The organism is Streptomyces sp. A2-16 (assembly GCF_018128905.1).
Taxonomy (GTDB): domain Bacteria; phylum Actinomycetota; class Actinomycetes; order Streptomycetales; family Streptomycetaceae; genus Streptomyces.
Genome location: NZ_CP063808.1, coordinates 9,245,102 through 9,265,111, shown reverse-complemented (window position 1 = coordinate 9,265,111; position 20,010 = coordinate 9,245,102). Strand labels below are relative to the sequence as shown.

The window sequence follows — 20,010 nt, the reverse complement described above, 5'->3', positions numbered from 1 at the left end:
CCCGCCGGGGGCGGGTTACGCCACCCGAGCCTTGGCCGAGCCACCGTGCCGTGCCGAGCTCAGCAGCCCCCTCGCGGTGCTCAGCCAGCCCACCGCGACGACGGCTGCGGCCACGGAGAGACCGAGGTAGCCGTTGAGGGGCATCACGATGCCGACCGCCCCGCCGAACACCCACGACACCTGGAGCAGGGTCTCGGAGCGGGCGAAGGCGGAGGTGCGGACCAGTTCGGGCACGTCCCGCTGGATCAGCGCGTCCAGGGACAGCTTGGACAGCGCCTGCGCGAACCCGGCGACCGCCGCCAGACAGGCCACCAGGAACGCCCCGAAGAAGATCGCCGCCGTGATCGCGGCACCCAGCACGAACGCCACCACGGTCAGGATGATGATCTCCGGCGACCTCGACCTGAGCCAGGCCCCGACCGCCGTACCGAGCGCGTTGCCCGCGCCCGCCGACACGGCCACCAACCCCAGCGAGACCGCCGCGCTCTCCCCGGTCAGCGGATGCTCGCGCAGCAGGAAGGCGAGGAAGAAGGTGAGGAAGCCGGACAGCCAGCGCAGGGTGGCGTTCGCGCCGAGGGCGTGGGTGACGGCGATGCCGACCGTGCGCAGCCCGGGCCGCTTGACCGGCTTGAGGTGCGGCCCGTGCAGGTGTTCCTCGTCGGCGGCGAGCAGGGCCACGTCCTCGCCCTTGGCCGAGTCGACCTTCGGCGGCAGCGAGAAGGACAGGAACGTGCCCGCGATGAAGATCACGAAGGCGCCGTAGAGCGGCCAGCGCGGTCCGATGGCCTGCAGTCCCGCGCCGATGGGGGCCGCGATGCCGGTGGCGAGCAGGCCGCCGAGGGTGACGCGGGAGTTCGCCTTGACGAGGGAGAAGCGGGGCGGGAGCAGGCGGGGTACCACCGCGCTTCTGACCACGCCGTACGCCTTGGAGGCCACCAGTACGCCCAGGGCCGCCGGATACAGCTCCAGGCTGCCTGTGGCGACCGCCCCGGCGATGATCAGCGCGAGCATCGCGCGGGCGAGCATGGCACCCGCCATGGCGGCCCGGCGGCCGTGCGGAAGACGGTCGAGGAGGGGACCGATCACCGGTGCGAGGACCGTGAAGGGCGCCATCGTGATGGCGAGGTACAGGGCGACGCGCCCGCGGGCCTCGTCGGTCGGCACGGAGAAGAACACCGTCGTCGCGAGGGCGACGGTGATCATCACGTCCCCCGCGCCGTTGACGGCGTGCAGTTCGATCAGCTTGCCGAGGCCGGACTCGCCCGCACCGTGCGCGTGGGTCGCCTTGCGGATGCCGCGGGCCGTACCGGTGAACGGAAAGTGCAGGGCACGGCCGACGGCGCGCACGGACCCTGACATCCGGCCCGCACCGCCACCGATTCCGGTGGCTCCCTGGGGTGTCCTCGTGGCTGCCACCCCGTCATAGTGCCCCGAGAAAGCTGTGAGTAGTGCGGTTACCGCGCGTATGAACGCATATGAAGCGCCTCCGGAGCACCTCCGGAAAACCTCTGGAGCACCTCTGGAGGCAACGAACCATCACGTCGGTGTAGGCCGAGCGGCGCCGAACAGGTAGCGTGCGTAGCGCGCCGTGGCGAACGTTCTCGGCCGCGCGCCTCTCTGACATCCCGCAGAATGGATGGGAGCAGGTGCGCCCGAGCGCGATCGGGCGCGGACGTCGACGCGGTCCTCCGGTCCGCTCCGTCCGCATCCGCCGCCTTCAGGCCGGCGCACCCGAGTGACGGCGTAGGAGAGAAGCGATACCTGTGAGCGCAGCGACAACGCGAAGCCGCACCCCCGACCGCCTGTGCGCCGAGGCCGTCGACCTCGCCCGCACGGCCGCCGAGGAGGCCGCCGCGCCCGGCGTGGTGGGTGAGCACGCGGGCCTGGTCTCCGAGGGCGATCGTGTCGTCACGCACTACTTCGAGTGCAAGGAGCTCGGGTACCGGGGCTGGCGCTGGGCCGTGACGGTGGCGCGCGCCTCCCGCGCGAAGCTGGTGACGCTGGACGAGGTCGTCCTGCTGCCCGGCCCGGACGCGCTGCTGGCCCCGGAGTGGGTGCCGTGGAGCGAACGCCTGCGCCCCGGCGACATGGGCCCCGGCGATCTCCTCCCCACCGACGCCGAGGACCTGCGTCTGGAGCCCGGGTACACCGGCGAGGACGAGCCCCTGCCGAGCGCGCCGGTCTCCGAGGAGATGGCCGAGCTGGTCGAGGCGGAGGACGCGGACCTCACCGCGGGCACCCCCTCCCACCTCCCGGTGGTCCCGACCCGCGGCTCGATCGCCGCGGTCGCCGAGGAACTGGGCATGCGCCGGGCCCGCGTCCTGTCCCGCTACGGCCTCCATGTCGCCGCCGACCGCTGGGAGGAGTCCTTCGGCGCGAAGACGCCGATGGCCCAGGCGGCCCCGGCGCCCTGCGTCAGCTGCGGCTTCCTGGTCCCGCTCGGGGGCTCGCTGGGCCAGGCCTTCGGCCTGTGCGCCAACGAGTTCGCCCCGGCGGACGGCCGGGTCGTGTCGTTGTCGTACGGCTGCGGCGGCCACTCGGAGGCCGCGGTCATGCCGAAGCCCCCGCAGCCGGCCGAGCCGGTGATCGACGAGACCAGAGTGGACCCGTTCCCGCTGCGCCCCGCCCGGGACTCCGGCTCGGTGCCGGAGACCACGGACGAGGCGTCGGCGGAGCTGGGCCACTCGTAGGGCTCAGGGCCCTACGGCTCACGGGCGCTGGAACACCCGGTCCACCACGCCGCTGGCGACGACGTACTGCGACTGGTCGTAGACCTTCGTCGTCAGCTTCGCCGTGGTCCGCTCACGCAACCCCAGGTACCGGTACGTCTTCGCGTCGAAGAGCAGCGTTCGCCCGCCGTCCTTCCAGGAGGTGCCGGGCGGGCCGATGACGTACTGGACGCCGAGGGCCGTGTGTCCGTTGAACTCGGTTCGGCCCGGCAGCACCTTGACGCCGGGGGCTGCGGCGAGCGCCTCGAACGCCGCGGAGCGCAGCCCCTTGGGCAGGACGGAGTGGCGGAGCAGTCCGGAGAGGAAGATCTCGACCATCGGCCACTCGTCGGCCCTGGTCGGCCGGCCGTAGTCCGGCTTGCCGCCCATGTCGCGCAGGGTGGCTGTCAGTTTCCCCGGGTCGGTGGGCAGTTCCTTCAGCTCGGACCACTTGGTCGGCGGCCAGGTGCCCTGACCCGGCTTGAACGCCGGCACCCACTGCTTGTAGCCCAGCTCGCTGACGTAGCCCTTCTTGGACCCGTCGACCGAGCTCCAACTCTCGTCGACCCACTTCTTCACGGGGCCGCCGGAGACCGGCCTGCGCTCGATGACCTCCTTGGTGTAGATGAACTGGTCGTCGCGCGGGGCGACGGGCTTCTCGGTGCGCAGGGCCTCGGCGGCCGCCCCCCGCAGCACGGTGGTCGCGCTGACCGTCTGGGTGCGTGGGGCCTGCTCCCCGGTGTTCTGGGCGACCACCACGGTCGCGGTGACGGCCGCCGCGGCGACGCCGGCCACGGCGATCCGCAGCAGCGGACGGCGGCCGACGCCGGGCACGGCGACGGGGGCGGTGGGTCCCTGCATCGCCTGGTGGAGGCGGAAGCGGGCGCGGGCGCGGGCGGCGTCCGAGAGCGGGGGCGCGTCCGCGTCCCACTCCCTCAGGAGCTCGATCTCATTCATCGTCGGATTCCTCTCGAAGAGCGGTCGGATCGGATCCGCCCAATGCCTCACGAAGTTTTCTGCGAGCCCTGTGCAGCCGTGACCGGACCGTCCCCACCGGCACACCGAGGGCGGCCGCGACCTCCTCGTAGCCGAGGTCGGCCCAGGCGACCAGCAGCAGCACGTCCCGGTGCCGGGCGGGCAAGCGGCCGAGGGCACGGGCGAGTTCGCCGCGTACCGCCTGGGCGCTGACCCGTGCCGCCACCCGGTCCGCGACCGTCTCCTCGGCCTGCCCGCCGGAGGCCGCCGGGGGCAGCCGGCCGAGCGTCTTCAGCCGCCGGGCCTCGGCACGCCGGTGGCGGCCGACGAGGTTGGTCGCGATGCCGAACAGCCAGGGGCGGGCGTCGGCCGCTTCCGTGCGGTACCGGAAGCGCTGCTGGAACGCGGTGGTGAAGGTCTCCGCCATGACGTCCTCGGCGGCTTCCGCACCGAGCCGGCGGGCCGCGTAGCGGTGCACCGAGTCGGCGTGGCGGTCGAAGAGCACGGCGAACGCCTCGGGCTCTTCCCACGACCGTTCGATCACCGCGGCGTCGCTGTCCTGTCCCACGCTGACGCCCGGTTCGACGGTCATCGGGGCTCCTTTCGTCGCTGTAACGCTCTGAAGCTCGGGCTTTCACCCGTACTTCGCCGCTCGCCGGAATCCGGTTCCCCCGGGGCCGGGGTGCGAGGGCCGCGAGGGGCGGAGTCACCGTCCTCGCCCGTCGCGGTACCTTCATCGTCACGCCGATGAGGAGAGTCAACGTGAGCAAGTTCGTGCGGCCCGCAGCCGAGGGTGCCGACCCGTTCGGGACCGCCCGGCTCAGGCGAGGGGTCCTGGACGCCTGGGCCACCAGCCCCGCCCGGTTCCGGGAGGACGCCAACGCCGAGGAGGACCTCGTCCTCGGCGGGTACCGGGACCGACTGGTCGTCGAACTCGCACAGAACGCAGCCGACGCGGCGGCCCGGGCGGGCGTGCCCGGACGGCTCCGGCTCACCCTTCGCGAGGGCGTCCTGTTCGCCGCCAACACCGGTGCCCCGCTGGACGCGGCCGGTGTCGAATCCCTCTCCACGCTGCGCGCCTCCGCCAAGCGCGACAACACCGACGGCTCGGTCGGCCGCTTCGGTGTCGGCTTCGCCGCCGTGCTCGCCGTCACCGACGAGCCCGCCGTCGTCGGCCGCCACGGCGGAGTCCGCTGGTCACTGGCCGAGGCCCGCGACCACGCCGCCGACACCGCCCGCCACAGCCCCGGCCTCGGCGACGAGATCCGCCGCCGCGACGGCCATGTCCCGCTGCTGCGGCTCCCGTTCGCCGCCGAGGGCAGCGCACCCGACCCCTACGACACCGTCGTCATCCTCCCGCTGCGCGACACCGCGGCCGCCGACCTCGCCGAGCGCCTCCTGAACGCCGTCGACGACGCGCTCCTCCTCGCCCTCCCCGGGCTGGAGGAGGTCGTCATCGAGACGGACACCACCCGCACCCTCAGCCGCCGCACCGAGGACGGCCTGACCGTCGTGGAGGACTCGCGCGACGGTACGACCCGGTGGCGTACCGCGTCCGCGCACGGCCCGCTCACCCCCGAACTCCTCGCAGGCCGGCCCGTCGAGGAGCGGCTGCGACCGCACTGGTCCCTCACCTGGGCCGTGCCGGCCGACCCCGACGGCACCCCGGCCCACCCCCGGACCAGCCCCGTCGTGCACGCCCCGACGCCCAGCGACGAACCGCTCGGCGTGCCCGCGCTGCTCATCGCGTCCTTCCCGCTGGACACCACCCGCCGGCACGCGTCGCCCGGACCGCTCACCGACTTCCTCGTCCAGCGCGCGGCGGACGTGTACGCCGAACTCCTCGCCGGCTGGCGCCCGGTGAGCGAGGGGATCATCGCCCTGGTGCCCGGCCCGCTGGGCAAGGGCGAGCTGGACGGGGCGCTGCGGCAGGCGATCCTCGACCGCCTCCCGCGAACCGCGTTCCTCCCACCCGCCCTCCCGGCTCTCCCACCCGCTCCTCCGGCTCTCCACGCGCCCGCACTCGAGCCCGGCGACGACTCGGAACTGCCCGAGGCCCTGCGTCCCCGCGAGGCCGAGGTCGTCGAGGGCGCCGGTGCCGACACCGTGCGGGTGCTCGCCGAGGTCCTGCCCACCCTTCTGCCCGCCGGTCTCGAACGACGCGTGGAACTGCGCACCCTGGGCGTCGCCCGGGTCCCGCTGACCGACGCGATCGACCGGCTCGCGGGCCTGGAGAAGGAGCCGGAGTGGTGGCAGCGGCTCTACGACAGCCTCGCCGGCGTCGACCCCGACCGGCTGACCGGTCTGCCCGTGCCGCTGGCTGGGGGCACCTCCCAGGCTTTCGGCACTGGGGGAGGCCGTACGACCATCGGGCCCCGGCAGGTGCTGCTGCCCACCTCGGACGGGTCCCTGACCGACCCCGAGATCCTCGCCCGGCTCGGCCTCAAGGTCGCCCACCCGGCCGCCGCCCACCCGCTGCTGGAGAAGCTGGGCGCGCTGCCCGCGACACCGCGCGCGGTGCTCACCACGCCCCAGGTGCGGGCCGCGGTGGCCGCCTCCCTGGACGACGACGGCGGGATGAGCTGGGAGGAGGACACCCCGGACGCCGAGGAGCTGGCCGACACGGTCCTCGCGCTCGTCCGGGACGCGGGCCTGGAGCCCGGCGAGGAGCCGTGGCTGGGGGCGCTCGCCCTGCCCGACGAGGAGGGGGAACTGGCCCCCGCCGGTGAACTCGTCCTGCCCGGCAGCCCGTTCGCGCAGATCATGCGCGAGGGCGAACTCGCCTTCGTGGACGCCGAACTGGCCGCCAAGTGGGGCGAACAGCCCCTGGCGGCCTGCGGTGTGCTCGCCGGCTTCGCCCTGGTGCGGGCCACGGACGTGGTGCTGGACCCGGACGAACTGGAGCCGCGCGAGGGCGACTTCGCCGAACCGGACGACGCCGGGCTCCTCGACGCGGTGGACGTGTGGTGCGAGGACATCCTCGACCGCTTCCCGGACACACCGGTACCGCCGGTCGCCACCGAGCTGATCGCCGTACGCGATCTCGACCTGGTCGACGAGGACAAGTGGCCCGAGGCACTGGCCCTGCTGGCCCAGCCGCCGCTGAGGGACGCCCTCACCCAGCCGGTCCGCATCCTGCTGCCGGACGGCACGCACGAGGTCGTACGGCCGTACACCGCCTGGTGGCTGCGCGGGCATCCGGTGCTCGACGGCCGCCGCCCCGCCGGTCTGCTGGCGGCCGGGGGAGACCCCCTGCTGCGCGGTCTGTACGAGGAGGCGGACGCGACCGGGTTCGACGACGAGCAGGTCCTGCGGGCGCTGGGCGTACGGACGTCGGTGGCCGCGCTGCTGGAGGAGCCCGGCGGCGCGGCCGAACTCCTGGACCGCCTCGCCGACCCCGACCGCCCGGTGACAGGCGCCCAACTGCACGCCCTCTACAGCGCGTTGGCCGACCTGGACCCCGAGCAGGTGACCCTGCCCGACGAGCTGCGCGCGGTGACCGACGGCCGGGTCGGGGTCGTGGACGCCACCGACGCGGTGGTCGTCGACTCCCCGGACCTGCTGCCCTTCACGGAGGGCGTCCCCCTGCTGCCGGTCCGCCCGTCCCGGGCCGCCGAACTGGCCGAACTCTTCCAGGTCCGCCGCCTGAGTGAGTCGGTGACGGGTTCGGTGGACTCCGAGGGCACCGAGCACGACGTCCCGGAGCCGGTCGGGGTGCTGCTGGGTGCCCGTACCCCGTCGACCTACGTCGAGCACGACGAACTCGTCGTCGACGGCGTGGAGATCGACTGGCGCCTCACCACCGACGGCGTCCTGCACGCCTCCACCCTGGAGGGCGTGGCCGCGGGACTGGCCTGGGCTGCGGGGCAGTGGCCGCGGCGCTTCGAGGTGGCGGCCCTCCTGGAGGACCCGACCCGCACGGAGGAACTGGCACGGGACCGCTGGTTCGACTGAGCGAGGACGCTCACACAAATTTCTTACCAGGTCTGCAACGAGTCGGCCGCGGCTCGCATCTGACCCCACGAGCCGCCAGGCTCCACGACCAGTCCCTGGGGGAACGCATGCGCATCCGCACCACCGTGGCCGCCGTCTCCGGCGGTCTCGTCCTCGCCGCCCTCGCCGTCCCGGTCGCTCAGGCCGACGGCGGGGGCCTGCACAAACCCACGGCCGCGGAGCGTTTCGGCGTGTCCAGAGCCGCGATGAGCGCTGCCGACGACGACGCGGAACCGCCGGTCGTCTCCAACGTGAAGGTCAACGGCGGCAAGGCCATCGTGGCCGGTTACACGGGCGTCAAGACCTACACCGTGTCGCTGACCGCCAGCCACTCCGCCGGTATCGAGGACGCGTACATCGACCTGTGGCACGGCAGGGACCGCGCCCACGTCGACGGCGTGTTCGGGCCGAACGAGCAGACCGCCACCTGCACCGCGGTCAGCACCACCACCTCGACCTGCAAGCTGACCATCACGATCGACGCCGGCCGGTACCTGTACATGAACTCGCTCGCCGGCACCTGGCATGTGACGGCCGCCGCGATCGCCGCCGACGAGGCCGGCAGCGACTACTGGAACGACTTCTACGGCACCCACAGGATCCAGCGCCTGTCGAAGCTCACCGCCAACGCCTCCCCCGAGCCGGTGAAGAAGGGCAAGACCATCACGGTCACCGGCAAGCTGACCCGGGCCAACTGGGAGACCCGCAAGTACGCCGGTTACTCGACCCAGCCGGTGAAGCTGCAGTTCCGCAAGAAGGACTCCGACACCTACACCACCGTGAAGACCGTCAAGACCAACAACAAGGGAGACCTGAAGACCACGGTCAAGGCCACGGTCGACGGCTTCTTCCGCTGGAGCTTCGCGGGCACCTCCACCACCCCGGCGGTCAACGCCGCGGGTGACTTCATCGACGTCAAGTAGGTCGGCCCGAGGCAAAGCGTTGCGCATGTGCGGCCAAAATCATGCCCCAGCCGTACAACCAGTCCCCTGAGTCACGGATCTAGGGAGTGAGTCAGCAGACTCCGAGATCCTTCTCTCCTCATGGGGAACGCACATGCGCATACGCGCCCTCGTCCTCGCCGCCTCCGGCGCCGTGGCACTCTCCGCCCTCGCCGTGCCGTCCGCCCAGGCCGCCACGGCCGGGCCCGCGGTCACCTTCTCCAACCTGAAGGTCAACAGCGGCAAGAACATCGTGGTCGGCACGACGTCGACGGTCACCGTCTCGGCGACCTACACCGTGACCAAGCCCGCGAACCTGAGCGCGAGCTCCTTCCAGACCGGGCCCGTGCTCTACCGCGGTGCCACCCTCGGACTGAACTCCGACGACCTGCTCGGCGGGGACGAACCCGGTACCTGCACGACATCCTCCTCGACGGTCCTGAAGTGCACCGCGAAGATCCAGTTCCGCCCCAAGGGCTCCGACGAGGACGGCGACCTGATCAGCAGCGAGGCCGGCACCTGGAAGCTGGGCGCGCTCGCGGTCGACGGCGACGGCGGCATGACCTGGCAGGGCGGCCTCGGCAGCACCCACCTCCAGCGCAGGGCCACCCTCACCACCGACGCCTCCCCGGAGCCGGTGAAGAAGGGCAGGACGATCACCGTCACGGGCAAGCTCGCTCGCGCGAACTGGGACACCAACAAGTACGCGGGTTACTCGACCCAGCCGGTGAAGCTGCAGTTCCGCAAGAAGGGCAGCAGCACCTACACGACCCTCAAGACCATCAAGACGTCGTCCACGGGCACGCTGAAGACGACGACCACGGCGACGGCCGACGGCTACTACCGGTACAGCTTCGCGGGCACGACGACCACGTCGTCCGTGAGCGCGACGGGCGACTTCGTCGACGTCCAGTAGCACGGCTAAGCGGAACCGCGGCGGTCCACCCACCTCCACAGGAGCTCCAGGGTGGCCGCCGCCACCACCGAGATGCCGACCGCGATCCACGGCATCGTCACGCCGACCAGCTTCAGCGCGAAGAAGTGCTGGAGCCAGGGCACGGCGAGGACCAGGACGAAGCCGAGGCCCATCGCCGCGACCAGGGCGATCCGCCACCAGGTGTACGGGCGGGCGATGATCGCGAGGACCCACATCGAGATCAGGAACAGGGTCAGGGTCGCCGCGCTGGTCTCCGCGTCCAACGCGCCCTCGCCCGTGTAGTGGTGACGGGCGATCAGATACGTCACGAAGGTCGCGACCGCCGCCACCACCCCGCCGGGGATCGAGTACCGCATCACCCGCCGCACGAAGTGCGGTTTCGCGCGTTCCTTGTTGGGCGCGAGGGCCAGGAAGAAGGCCGGGACGCCGATCGTCAGCGTCGACAGCAGGGTCAGGTGCCGTGGCAGGAAGGGGTACTCGACCTGCCAGCACACCACGAGGATCGCCAGCAGCACCGAGTACACGGTCTTCACCAGGAACAGCGTCGCGACCCGGGTGATGTTGCCGATGACCCGGCGCCCCTCGGCGACGACGGACGGCAGGGTCGCGAAGCTGTTGTCGAGCAGCACGATCTGCGCGACCGCCCGCGTGGCCTCCGACCCGGAGCCCATCGCCACCCCGATGTCGGCGTCCTTGAGGGCGAGCACGTCGTTGACCCCGTCGCCGGTCATCGCGACCGTGTGCCCGCGTGACTGGAGCGCCCCGACCATGTCGCGCTTCTGCTGCGGGGTGACCCGGCCGAACACCGTGCCCTCGTCGAGCTCCTTCGCCATGCCGTCCCGGTCGGTGGGCAGCCGCCGGGCGTCCACCGTGCTGCCGGTGAGCCCGAGTTTGGCCGCCACCGCCCCCACCGACACCGCGTTGTCCCCGGAGATGACCTTGGCGCGCACGTCCTGTTCGGCGAAGTACCGCAGGGTGTCGGCAGCGTCGGGCCGCAGCCGCTGTTCCAGGACGACGAGGGCGGTCGGCCGCGCTCCCCGGGCGACCTCGGGGTCGTCGAGGTCGCGGGAGGCGCGGGCCAGCAACAGCACCCGCAGACCCTGCTCGTTGAGCCGCCCGGTCTCGGCGAGGGCGGGATCGTCGGGGGGCAGGAGCACGTCCGGCGCCCCGAGGAGCCAGGTACTGGACTCGCCGTCGCCCTCGCTGAAGGTGGCGCCGCTGTACTTGCGGGCGGAGGAGAAGGGCAGCGACTCGGTGCAGCGCCACTCCTCGGCGTCCGGGTAGACGTCGATGATCGCCTGGAGGGAGGCGTTCGGCCGCGGGTCGGACTCGCCGAGGGCGCCGAGGACCTTGCGCACGTACGACTCGTCGGCACCCTGGAGCGGCCTGAGCTCGGTGACGTCCATGCCGCCCTCGGTGAGGGTGCCGGTCTTGTCGAGGCAGACGGTGTCGACGCGGGCGAGGCCCTCGATGGCCGGGAGTTCCTGGACGAGCGCCTGTTTCCGGCCGAGTCGGATGACGCCGATGGCGAAGGCGACGGAGGTCAGCAGGACCAGCCCCTCCGGGACCATGGGCACGATCCCGCCGACCGTGCGGGCGATGGAGTCCTTGAGGTCGTTGTCCTTCACGAACAGCTGGCTGATGACCAGGCCGATCGCGGTCGGGACCATCATCCACGTCACGTACTTGAGGATCGTGGAGATGCCGGAGCGCAGTTCGGAGTGGACCAGTGTGAAGCGGGAGGCCTCCTCGGCGAGCTGGGCGGCGTAGGCCTCGCGGCCGACCTTGGTCGCCGTGAAGGCGCCGCCGCCGGCGACCACGAAGCTCCCGGACATCACCTGGTCGCCGGGCCGCTTCACGACCGGGTCGGCCTCGCCGGTCAGCAGTGACTCGTCGATCTCCAGGCCGTCGGCCTCGACGACCACCCCGTCGACCACGGCCTTGTCGCCGGGCCCGATCTCGATGACGTCGTCCAGGACGATCTCCGAGGTGCTGACCTGGGACGCGGTCCCGTCCCGCCGTACGGTCGGCCGGGCCTCGCCGATCACCGCGAGCGAGTCGAGGGTCTTCTTCGCCCGCCACTCCTGGATGATGCCGATCCCGGTGTTGGCGAGGATGACGTACCCGAACAGGCTGTCCTGGAACGGCGCGACGAACAGCATGACCAGCCAGAGCACACCGATGATCGCGTTGAACCGGGTGAAGACGTTCGCCCGGACGATCTCCGCCAGGGACCGGCTGCTGCGCACCGGCACGTCGTTGACCTGGCCCCGCCGCACGCGCTCGGCGACCTCGGACGCGGTCAGACCGCCCGCCGCCGGTGCCGGGAGTGTCGTGGGATGCACAGGGTCGAGTTCGGCGCCCGCGTCGGTGTGCGTCATGCATTCGACGGTACGTGCGGTTTTGCGGCTTCACCCGCCGAGTGACCGGAAGTTCCGACCTGGGGAGGAGACGGGAACGGGCGAATGATGCCGTGGTACTAGGGAGTGCTCGTCACTCGGCAGCAGGCTCCGCGGCCGCCGCCCGCTTGATCGCGGCCTCGCGCTTGCGGACGAACCAGATGCCGTACAGCCCGAGCCCGCCCCCGGCCAGGCAGGTCCACAGCCACCAGGTGTGCCCGTGGTCCGCGAACCAGCCGTAGAAGGGAAGCTGCACGAGGAAGAGCACGAACCAGAGGATCGTGCCACCGGTGACGGTGGCGACGACGGGGCCCTCCAGGGGCTCCGGCGCCTCGTGCTTGATGGGTCCCGAGAAGAAGCCGGCCATGGACCCAGCTTACGAGGCGATCACATCTACGCGCGGAGATGGTCACCCCGGCCTTATACGTTCATACTGAAACGGTTTGTGTCTGTCCACTTCTGCTCGTAGGAACATCCAATGCCGACCGCCCTCGACCGCTACTTCAAGATCTCCGAGAGGGGCAGCAGCCTGCCCCGGGAGGTCCGGGGCGGCTTCGCCACGTTCTTCGCGATGGCCTACATCATCGTGCTGAACCCGATCATCCTCGGCAGCGCCAAGGACATGTACGGCCATCACCTGGACAACGGCCAGCTGGTCACCGCGACCGCCGTGACCGCCGCCTTCACCACGCTCCTCATGGGCGTGGTCGGCAACGTCCCGATCGCGCTGGCCGCGGGTCTCGGCGTGAACTCGGTCGTCGCGCTCCAGCTCGCGCCCCGGATGTCCTGGCCGGACGCGATGGGCATGGTGGTCCTGGCGGGCTTCATCGTGATGCTGCTGGTCGCCACGGGTCTGCGCGAGCGGGTGATGAACGCGGTGCCCTTCGGGCTGCGCAAGGCGATCTCCATCGGTATCGGCCTGTTCATCATGCTGATCGGCCTCGTGGACTCCGGCTTCGTCTCCCGTATCCCGGACGCCGCCCAGACCACCGTCCCGCTCCAGCTCGGCGCCGACGGTCACCTCAACGGCTGGCCGGTCCTGGTCTTCGTCCTGGGCGTCCTGCTCACCCTCGCCCTCATCGTCCGCAAGGTCCCCGGCGCGATCCTGATCTCGATCGTCACGATGACGGTCCTCGCGGTGATCATCGAGGCCGTCGCCAAGGTCCCGTCCTGGGGCCTCACGATCCCGAAGTGGCCCGGCAACCCCGTCGCCACCCCGGACTTCGGCCTGCTCGGCAAGGTGAGCCTCTTCGGCGGCTTCGACAAGGTCGGCGTACTGACCGGTGTCCTCTTCGTCTTCACGGTCCTGCTGTCGTGCTTCTTCGACGCGATGGGCACGATCATGGGCGTCTCCGACGAGGCCAAGCTCACCGACGCCCAGGGCCAGATGCCCGGCATCAACAAGGTCCTCTTCGTCGACGGCCTCGCGGTCGCCGCGGGCGGTGCGAGTTCGTCGTCGGCGACCACGGCGTTCGTCGAGTCGACCGCGGGTGTCGGCGAGGGCGCCCGCACCGGTTTCGCGAACGTGGTGACCGGCGGTCTCTTCGCGATCGCGCTGTTCCTCACGCCCGTCGCCACGATGGTCCCGTCCCAGGCGGCCACCCCCGCTCTTCTCGCGGTGGGCTTCATGATCCTGGCGAACTCGGTCACGGACATCGACTGGGCCGACTACACCATCGCGATCCCGGCCTTCATCACCATGGTGATGATGCCGTTCACCTACTCGATCACCAACGGCATCGGCATGGGCTTCATCGCCTTCGTGGTGCTGCGCCTGGCGGCGGGACGGGGCCGGGAGATCCCGGTGGCGATGTACGTGGTCTCCGCCGTCTTCGCCTTCTACTACCTGATGCCGGCACTGGGTCTCACGTGACCCCGTAGAACTTCTCGGTCTCGTCGACGGCGGTCTGGAACCGCTCGTCGAAGTCGTCTCGAATGAGCGTCCGGATCACATAGTCCTGGACGCTCATTCCCCTTTTCGCCGCATGGTCCCGGAGCCGTTCGAGCAGCTCCCCGTCTATCCGCAGGCTGAGCACGCTGGTCCCCATGAACACGAGGGTCGCCGCCGACGGGGAGCGGCGTTCACTTTCCGCTGTCGACTCACTCGTATGGGTGAAGATCGGGTTTCAGTGGCCTGGGTCACGGGAATCCCGGCCCCCGCCAGCTTGTTTAGCCAGAGTAATGAGTTACGCTAAAGAGATGCCGGACCTTACCCATGGCGACGACGCTGCCGCCGTGAACTCCCTGCGATCAGCCGTGATGCGACTGTCCCGTCGGCTCAAGCACCAGCGCGTCGACGAGTCGCTGAGCCCCACCGAGATGTCGGTCCTGGGCACCCTCACCATCTGCGGCAAGGCCACCCCGGGCGAGCTCGCCCGCAAGGAGCACGTCCAGCCGCCGTCGATGACCCGCATCGTGGCACTGCTGGAGGCCAAGGGACTCGTCCGGCTGGAGCCGCACCCCGAGGACCGGCGCCAGAAGGTCGTCACGAAGACCGAGCAGGCCGAGGCCATGCTCGCGGAGAGCCGCGCCAAGCGGAACGCCTTCCTGGCCACCCTGGTCGACGGCCTCGACGAGGACGAGTGGGCGAAACTGCGTGCCGCCGCCCCCGTGCTGGAGAAACTCGCACATCTGTAAGCCGCAACGAGGAGGCGACTGCACTTTGAGTACGGGACCCGGAGCACCTTCCGCCCCCGCACCGATCCCTTCTACCTCTGTCTCCCGCAAGTCATCCATGTTCAGCTCCCTGAAGGTCAGGAACTACCGCCTGTTCTTCATGGGCCAGGTCGTCTCCAACATCGGCACCTGGATGCAGCGCATCGCGCAGGACTGGCTGGTGCTCAGCCTCACCGGCTCCGCCACCGCCGTCGGCGTCACGACCGCCCTGCAGTTCCTGCCGATGCTGCTCTTCGGCCTCTACGGCGGTGTCCTCGTCGACCGGCTGCCCAAGCGCCGCGCGCTGCTGTTCACGCAGTCCGCGATGGGCGCCACCGGTATCGCGCTCGCCGTCCTCACCCTGACCGGCCAGGTCCAGGTCTGGCACGTCTACCTCGCCGCCTTCGCCGTGGGCCTCGCGACGGTCGTGGACAACCCGGCCCGCCAGTCCTTCGTCTCCGAGATGGTCGGCCCCGACCAGCTCCAGAACGCGGTCAGCCTGAACTCCGCGAACTTCCAGTCGGCCCGCCTGATCGGCCCCGCCGTCGCCGGCGTCATGATCACCGGTGTGGGCACCGGCTGGGCGTTCCTCGCCAACGGACTGTCCTTCGTCGCCCCGCTCGTCGGGCTGCTGATGATGCGGGCACGTGAGCTGTACGTCGTCGAGCGCGCCCCGCGCGGCAAGGGACAGCTGCGGGAGGGCCTGCAGTACGTGGCCAAGCGGCCGGAGCTGATCTGGACCATCGTCCTGGTCGGGTTCGTGTCCACCTTCGGCTTCAACTTCCCCGTCTACCTCTCGGCCTTCGCCGACGACGTCTTCCACGCGGGCGCCGGCTCCTACAGCCTCTTCAACACGGTGATGGCGGTCGGCTCCCTGGCCGGCGCGCTGCTCGCGGCCCGGCGCGGCACCGCCCGCATGCGGGTGCTGGTCGTGGGCGCGGTGGCCTTCGGCACCCTGGAGATGGTGGCCGCCCTGGCCCCCTCCCTGTGGCTGTTCGCCCTGCTCATGGCCCCGATCGGGATGTTCGGCATGACGGTCAACGTCACAGCGAACACCAGCGTCCAGATGGCCACCGACCCGGCCATGCGGGGCCGCGTGATGGCCCTCTACATGATGGTGTTCATGGGCGGCTCCCCGATCGGCGCGCCGATCGCCGGCTGGATCACCGACGCGTACGGCGTCCGCGCCGGCCTCGCGGTGGGCGGCGCGATCGCCGCCGTGGCGGCCGTGACGATCGGTCTGGTCCTGGCCCGCGTCGGCAACCTGCGGCTGTCCGTCGGCTGGAACCGCGGCCACCCGCAGGTCCGGTTCGTGCCGCGCGAGACGCAGGAGCAGCTGGCCGCGGCGGCCTGAGCCCTACGGCCGCACGCGCCTGGCCAGCACCTGGCCCGGCCAGTCGTGGTTCACCCCGGCGGTGTACGTCTCCGTCGGGGTGAAGCCGTTGGCCTCGTAGTAGGCGACCAGCTTGCGGTCGTCACCGGCGTAGCAGTCCACCCGCAGCAGGTCGACGCCCGCGCGCCGGGTCGCCTCGGCGGCGTGCGCGAGGAGGGCGCTGCCCACGCCGTGGCCCTTGAAGCGGCGGTCGGAGGCCAGCCAGTGGATGTACCGCTCGGGCTCGCCGGGCGGCGGGAGATGGGCCAGGTAGGCGCCCGGCGAGTCGGTGATCGTGAGAGTCGCGGCCGGCACGCCGTCGGCCTCGGCGATGAACACGCTGCCCTCGTCGACGTACCGGGCGACGGACTCCACCGTCCTGGGGCTCCCGGACAGCGGCTCGGTCCCCCACTGGCCGGGGCGTCCCTGCGCGACCAGCCACTCCACGCAGCTGTCGAGCATGCCGAGGATCACGGGTATGTCGTCGCGGCCGCCGTCCCTGATGCTGATCTCCATGCGCCCATGGTGACAGGCTTGCCCTCATGAGACTCTTCGCCGCGGTGCTGCCCCCGCAGGACGTGTCCGACGAACTCGCCCTGAAAGTGGCCGAGTTGAGGCGGCTTCCCGGAGCGTCCGGGCTGCGCTGGACCGGCGTTGCCGGCTGGCACTTCACGCTCGCCTTCTACGGCGAGGTCGACGAGGACGTCGTACCGGACCTGTCGGAGCGGCTGGAGCGGGCGGCCCGGCGGACGCCCGCCTTCTCGCTGGCCGTGCGCGGGGGCGGGCAGTTCGGGCACGGGCGGGCGCTGTGGGCGGGGGCGGACGGGGAGCTGCCGGTGCTGCGGCTGCTCGCCGAGCGCGCGGAGGCGGCGGCGCGCAAGGCCGGGGTGGAGATGGGGGAGCACCGGCGGTACAAGGCGCATCTGACCGTGGCGCGCAGTCGGGAGGCGGTGGACGTACGGCCGTGTCTGGACGTGCTCGACGGGTTCACCAGCCGCACCTGGACCGTCGACGAGCTGGCGCTGGTGCGGAGCAATCTGCCGAAGGCCGGGGTGCCGGGGGAGCAGCCCCGGTACGAGGTGGTCGGGCGCTGGGCGCTGGGCGGGGCCGGTTAGGCTCGACGCGTGGACCCGAAGACACGGAACCGGATCATGGCCGGTGTACTGGTGATGATGTTCGTCGTTGTTGTCCTGGCCGCGGCGCTCGGGCGGTAGCGCCGGGGAACTGCGGCCGGTCCTCCGGCTGCCGCGCCGTCGTGGCCGGTCGCGCAGTTCCCCGCACCCCTGCAGGGGCGCCACCGCTTCCGTGCGCTACCAGGCGAAGGCCTCCGGGGACGGGCCCGGGCCCGGGAAGATCTCGTCCAGGCCCGCCAGGACCTCCTCGCTCAGCTCCAGCTCGACCGCCCTGATCGCCGACTCGAGCTGCTCCGCCGTGCGCGGGCCGACGATCGGGCCCGTGACGCCGGGGCGGGTCAGCAGCCACGCCAGGGCCGCCTCGCCGGGCTCCAGGCCGTGCTTCTCCAGCAGGTCCTCGTAGGACTGGATCTGGGCGCGCTTGGCCGGGTCGGCGAGGGTGTCGGCGGCGCGGCCCGAGGCGCGGCGGCCGCCCTCGACCTCCTTCTTGATGACCCCGCCGAGCAGACCGCCGTGCAGCGGGGACCAGGGGATCACGCCGAGGCCGTACTCCTGGGCGGCCGGGATGACCTCCATCTCGGCACGCCGCTCGGCGAGGTTGTACAGGCACTGCTCGCTGACCAGTCCGATGGTGCCGCCTCGCCGCGCGGCGATCTCGTTGGCCTGGGCGATCTTGTAGCCGGGGAAGTTGGAGGACCCGGCGTACAGGATCTTGCCCTGCTGGACGAGGGTGTCGATCGCCTGCCAGATCTCCTCGAAGGGAGTGGCGCGGTCGACGTGGTGGAACTGGTAGATGTCGATGTAGTCGGTCCGGAGCCGCTTGAGCGAGGCGTCCACGGCACGGCGGATGTTCAGGGCCGACAGCTTGTCGTGGTTCGGCCATGCCTCGCCGTCCGCGGCCATGTTGCCGTAGACCTTGGTGGCGAGGACCGTCCTGTCGCGGTTGGCGGCGCTCTTCGCGAACCAGTTGCCGATGATCTCCTCGGTACGGCCCTTGTTCTCGCCCCAGCCGTACACGTTGGCGGTGTCGAAGTAGTTGATTCCCGCGTCGAGAGCCGAATCCATGATCGCGTGGGAGTCGGTCTCGTCGGTCTGCGGGCCGAAGTTCATGGTGCCGAGGACGAGTCGGCTGACCTTGAGTCCGGTGCGTCCGAGCTGCGTGTACTTCATGACCCCTCAGCCAACGCCTTCGAGTGCGCTCAAGGCAAGCATGTCCTTCCGGGGGATTGCTCCCCTGCGGAACCGGGGGGCAGCCGGAGGGAGTTGGGACGGTTTCGTCTCTAACGTGCAGTGCATGACACACACGGAGGGAATCCGCGCCACCCGGCGGAGCGTGCTGGCGCTCGGCACCGCGGCGGCGGCCACGCCCTGGCTGGGCACGGCCCCGGCCCGGGCCGACACCGGGGGCGGGGAGTTCGACGAGCTGGGCATCACCGAGCTGCGCGCCCTGATGGACCGGGGACGGCTCGACGCCGAGCGGCTCACCCGCCACTACCTGGAGCGGATCGAGCGCATCGATCCGCTCCTGCACGCCGTGATCGAGGTCAACCCCGACGCGCTGCGGGAGGCACGGCGGCTGGACGCGGGCGGCCGACCCCGTGGCCCGCTGCACGGCATGCCCGTCGTCCTGAAGGACCTGGTCGAGACCGCTGACCGGATGCACACCACGGCCGGCTCCCTCGCCCTGGAAGGGCTCCGGCCCACGCGGGACGCCACGGTCGCCGCCCGGCTCCGGGCCGCCGGTGCCGTCATCCTCGGCAAGACCAACCTCAGCGAGTGGGCCGGTGGCCTCTCGCTCACCCACCACGCCGGCTGGAGCGCGCGCGGCGGCCAGACCCGCAACCCGTACAAGCTGGACCGCTCGCCCAACGAGTCCAGCTCCGGCACGGGCGTCGCCGTCGCGGCCAACCTGTGCGTCGCCGGCATCGGCACCGAGACCAACGGCTCGATCATCGACCCGTCGTCGGCGAACTGCGTCGTCGGGGTCAAACCGACCGTCGGACTGGTCGGCCGCGGCGGGGTGATCCCCGGAGTGCCCAGCCAGGACAGCGTCGGTCCGATGGCCCGCACGGTCCGGGACGCGGCGATCATGCTCGGCACGCTCGTCGGCGTCGACGCGAGGGACCCGGCGACGGCGGCGAGCCGGGGACACTCCCACCGCGACTACACCCGCTTCCTGGACGCGGACGGACTGCGCGGGGCCCGGATCGGCGTCCCGCGGACCGTGTACTTCGGCTACAGCGACCACGCCGACGAGATCGCGGAACGGGCGATCGCGGTGATGCGCGCGGCCGGTGCCGTCGTCGTCGACCCGGCGGACATCCCCACGGCCGAGCAACTGGAGGACCTGCCCGGCTCGATGGTCGTCCAGGCCTACGAGTTCAAGCGCGCCCTGAACACCTACCTGGCCGCAGCCGGCGGTGAACACCCGCGCGACCTGAGGGAGTTGATCGCCTTCAACCGCGCGCACGCCGACCGTGAGCTGCGCTACGCACGGCAGGACGGCCTGGAGACGGTGGAGCGGCTGGACTTCTCGCAGCGGGAGTACGAGGAGGCGCTGGCCGTGAACCGTCGGCTGTCCCGGGCGGAGGGCATCGACGCGGTACTGCGCCGACACCGCCTCGACGCCCTCGTCATGCCGACGTCCGGTCCCCCGGCCAAGATCGACCTGATCCGGGGCGACACCTACGGCGGCGGCGCGTCCACGCCCGCCGCCCTCGCCGGCTACCCCGCGGTGAGTGTGCCGGCGGGGTTCGCTTTCGGCCTGCCTGTCGGGGTGACGTTCATGGGGACGGCGTGGAGCGAGCCGGTGCTGCTGCGGCTCGCGTACGCGTACGAGCGGGCGAGCAGGGTGCGGCGGGCGCCGACGTACCGGGCGGCGGACGTGGGGTTCTGAC

17 protein-coding genes are annotated in these 20,010 nt (G+C 71.4%); 9 read left to right on the top strand and 8 right to left on the bottom strand.

The annotated features are described in order from the left end of the window. Nucleotides 1-15 precede the first annotated feature (15 nt). Entirely contained in the window at nucleotides 16-1,359 is a 1,344-nt protein-coding gene (locus IOD14_RS41500) for an MFS transporter (RefSeq protein ID WP_123990050.1), read from the bottom strand. 404 nt (nucleotides 1,360-1,763) lie between these two features. Between IOD14_RS41500 and IOD14_RS41495 the strand changes: the two genes are divergently transcribed. Beyond that, complete coding sequence (locus IOD14_RS41495; RefSeq protein ID WP_123990049.1) at nucleotides 1,764-2,690, top strand: DUF3027 domain-containing protein; 927 nt, start codon at nucleotides 1,764-1,766, stop codon at nucleotides 2,688-2,690. An 18-nt stretch (nucleotides 2,691-2,708) separates the two neighbouring features. Here the strand turns inward: IOD14_RS41495 and IOD14_RS41490 are convergent, their stop codons facing one another. Then, nucleotides 2,709-3,665, bottom strand: a complete 957-nt coding sequence (locus tag IOD14_RS41490; protein WP_212672963.1) for a CU044_5270 family protein — start codon at nucleotides 3,663-3,665, stop codon at nucleotides 2,709-2,711. Further along, nucleotides 3,658-4,275, bottom strand: coding sequence for an RNA polymerase sigma factor (locus tag IOD14_RS41485; RefSeq protein ID WP_212672962.1), 618 nt, complete (start codon nucleotides 4,273-4,275; stop codon nucleotides 3,658-3,660). Before IOD14_RS41485 ends, IOD14_RS41490 begins: the two co-directional genes overlap by 8 nt. Nucleotides 4,276-4,430: 155 nt before the next feature. On the opposite strand from IOD14_RS41485, the gene IOD14_RS41480 reads away from it, so the two are divergent. The 3 genes from IOD14_RS41480 to IOD14_RS41470 all read left to right on the top strand — a co-directional run bounded on the left by IOD14_RS41480 (nucleotide 4,431) and on the right by IOD14_RS41470 (nucleotide 9,533). Further along, entirely contained in the window at nucleotides 4,431-7,637 is a 3,207-nt protein-coding gene (locus IOD14_RS41480; protein ID WP_212672961.1) for a molecular chaperone Hsp90, read from the top strand. Nucleotides 7,638-7,744: 107 nt separating this feature from the next. Beyond that, on the top strand, nucleotides 7,745-8,599 hold the full coding sequence (locus IOD14_RS41475) for a calcium-binding protein (protein ID WP_212672960.1): 855 nt from the start codon (nucleotides 7,745-7,747) through the stop codon (nucleotides 8,597-8,599). Nucleotides 8,600-8,732: 133 nt separating this feature from the next. After that, nucleotides 8,733-9,533, top strand: a complete 801-nt coding sequence (locus IOD14_RS41470; protein ID WP_123990045.1) for a hypothetical protein — start codon at nucleotides 8,733-8,735, stop codon at nucleotides 9,531-9,533. A 5-nt stretch (nucleotides 9,534-9,538) separates the two neighbouring features. Here IOD14_RS41470 and IOD14_RS41465 read toward each other — a convergent pair whose 3' ends face one another. After that, nucleotides 9,539-11,935 (bottom strand): cation-translocating P-type ATPase, encoded by a 2,397-nt coding sequence (locus tag IOD14_RS41465; protein WP_123990044.1) that lies wholly within the window; start codon nucleotides 11,933-11,935, stop codon nucleotides 9,539-9,541. A gap of 112 nt (nucleotides 11,936-12,047) precedes the next feature. Then, complete coding sequence (locus IOD14_RS41460; RefSeq protein ID WP_123990043.1) at nucleotides 12,048-12,320, bottom strand: DUF2530 domain-containing protein; 273 nt, start codon at nucleotides 12,318-12,320, stop codon at nucleotides 12,048-12,050. Nucleotides 12,321-12,431: 111 nt separating this feature from the next. On the opposite strand from IOD14_RS41460, the gene IOD14_RS41455 reads away from it, so the two are divergent. Beyond that, on the top strand, nucleotides 12,432-13,826 hold the full coding sequence (locus IOD14_RS41455; protein WP_212672959.1) for an NCS2 family permease: 1,395 nt from the start codon (nucleotides 12,432-12,434) through the stop codon (nucleotides 13,824-13,826). On the opposite strand, the gene IOD14_RS41450 is transcribed toward IOD14_RS41455, so the two are convergent. After that, entirely contained in the window at nucleotides 13,819-14,007 is a 189-nt protein-coding gene (locus IOD14_RS41450; RefSeq protein WP_020140336.1) for a hypothetical protein, read from the bottom strand. The two genes, IOD14_RS41455 and IOD14_RS41450, sit on opposite strands and share 8 nt — an antisense overlap. 145 nt (nucleotides 14,008-14,152) lie before the next feature. On the opposite strand from IOD14_RS41450, the gene IOD14_RS41445 reads away from it, so the two are divergent. Both IOD14_RS41445 and IOD14_RS41440 read left to right on the top strand, forming a co-directional pair. Continuing rightward, a complete protein-coding gene (locus tag IOD14_RS41445) occupies nucleotides 14,153-14,590 on the top strand; it encodes a MarR family transcriptional regulator (RefSeq protein WP_123990041.1) in 438 nt (145 codons plus the stop codon). A gap of 25 nt (nucleotides 14,591-14,615) precedes the next feature. Beyond that, nucleotides 14,616-15,962: an MFS transporter gene (locus tag IOD14_RS41440; protein WP_249126197.1), complete on the top strand. Its 1,347-nt coding sequence runs from the start codon at nucleotides 14,616-14,618 to the stop codon at nucleotides 15,960-15,962. A gap of 3 nt (nucleotides 15,963-15,965) precedes the next feature. Here IOD14_RS41440 and IOD14_RS41435 read toward each other — a convergent pair whose 3' ends face one another. After that, nucleotides 15,966-16,496 (bottom strand): GNAT family N-acetyltransferase, encoded by a 531-nt coding sequence (locus IOD14_RS41435; protein WP_123990039.1) that lies wholly within the window; start codon nucleotides 16,494-16,496, stop codon nucleotides 15,966-15,968. A gap of 26 nt (nucleotides 16,497-16,522) precedes the next feature. Here IOD14_RS41435 and thpR point away from each other — a divergent pair, with 26 nt between their 5' ends. Beyond that, on the top strand, nucleotides 16,523-17,095 hold the full coding sequence (gene thpR / locus IOD14_RS41430; protein WP_212672958.1) for an RNA 2',3'-cyclic phosphodiesterase: 573 nt from the start codon (nucleotides 16,523-16,525) through the stop codon (nucleotides 17,093-17,095). A gap of 195 nt (nucleotides 17,096-17,290) precedes the next feature. Here thpR and IOD14_RS41425 read toward each other — a convergent pair whose 3' ends face one another. After that, on the bottom strand, nucleotides 17,291-18,283 hold the full coding sequence (locus IOD14_RS41425; protein WP_123990037.1) for an aldo/keto reductase: 993 nt from the start codon (nucleotides 18,281-18,283) through the stop codon (nucleotides 17,291-17,293). A 124-nt stretch (nucleotides 18,284-18,407) separates the two neighbouring features. On the opposite strand from IOD14_RS41425, the gene IOD14_RS41420 reads away from it, so the two are divergent. Next, nucleotides 18,408-20,009: an amidase gene (locus IOD14_RS41420; protein WP_212672957.1), complete on the top strand. Its 1,602-nt coding sequence runs from the start codon at nucleotides 18,408-18,410 to the stop codon at nucleotides 20,007-20,009. Nucleotide 20,010 lies beyond the last annotated feature (1 nt).

Excerpts from the sequence above, each read along its gene's own strand:
- IOD14_RS41485 (WP_212672962.1), bottom strand. The coding sequence starts at position 4,275 with ATGACCGTCGAACCGGGCGTCAGCGTGGGACAGGACAGCGACGCCGCG.
- IOD14_RS41470 (WP_123990045.1), top strand. The coding sequence starts at position 8,733 with ATGCGCATACGCGCCCTCGTCCTCGCCGCCTCCGGCGCCGTGGCACTC.
- IOD14_RS41445 (WP_123990041.1), top strand. The coding sequence starts at position 14,153 with ATGCCGGACCTTACCCATGGCGACGACGCTGCCGCCGTGAACTCCCTG.
- IOD14_RS41460 (WP_123990043.1), bottom strand. The coding sequence starts at position 12,320 with ATGGCCGGCTTCTTCTCGGGACCCATCAAGCACGAGGCGCCGGAGCCC.
- IOD14_RS41480 (WP_212672961.1), top strand. The coding sequence starts at position 4,431 with ATGAGGAGAGTCAACGTGAGCAAGTTCGTGCGGCCCGCAGCCGAGGGT.
- IOD14_RS41500 (WP_123990050.1), bottom strand. The coding sequence starts at position 1,359 with ATGTCAGGGTCCGTGCGCGCCGTCGGCCGTGCCCTGCACTTTCCGTTC.
- IOD14_RS41490 (WP_212672963.1), bottom strand. The coding sequence starts at position 3,665 with ATGAATGAGATCGAGCTCCTGAGGGAGTGGGACGCGGACGCGCCCCCG.
- IOD14_RS41435 (WP_123990039.1), bottom strand. The coding sequence starts at position 16,496 with ATGGAGATCAGCATCAGGGACGGCGGCCGCGACGACATACCCGTGATC.
- thpR (WP_212672958.1), top strand. The coding sequence starts at position 16,523 with ATGAGACTCTTCGCCGCGGTGCTGCCCCCGCAGGACGTGTCCGACGAA.
- IOD14_RS41475 (WP_212672960.1), top strand. The coding sequence starts at position 7,745 with ATGCGCATCCGCACCACCGTGGCCGCCGTCTCCGGCGGTCTCGTCCTC.
- IOD14_RS41420 (WP_212672957.1), top strand. The coding sequence starts at position 18,408 with ATGACACACACGGAGGGAATCCGCGCCACCCGGCGGAGCGTGCTGGCG.
- IOD14_RS41465 (WP_123990044.1), bottom strand. The coding sequence starts at position 11,935 with ATGACGCACACCGACGCGGGCGCCGAACTCGACCCTGTGCATCCCACG.
- IOD14_RS41455 (WP_212672959.1), top strand. The coding sequence starts at position 12,432 with ATGCCGACCGCCCTCGACCGCTACTTCAAGATCTCCGAGAGGGGCAGC.
- IOD14_RS41425 (WP_123990037.1), bottom strand. The coding sequence starts at position 18,283 with ATGAAGTACACGCAGCTCGGACGCACCGGACTCAAGGTCAGCCGACTC.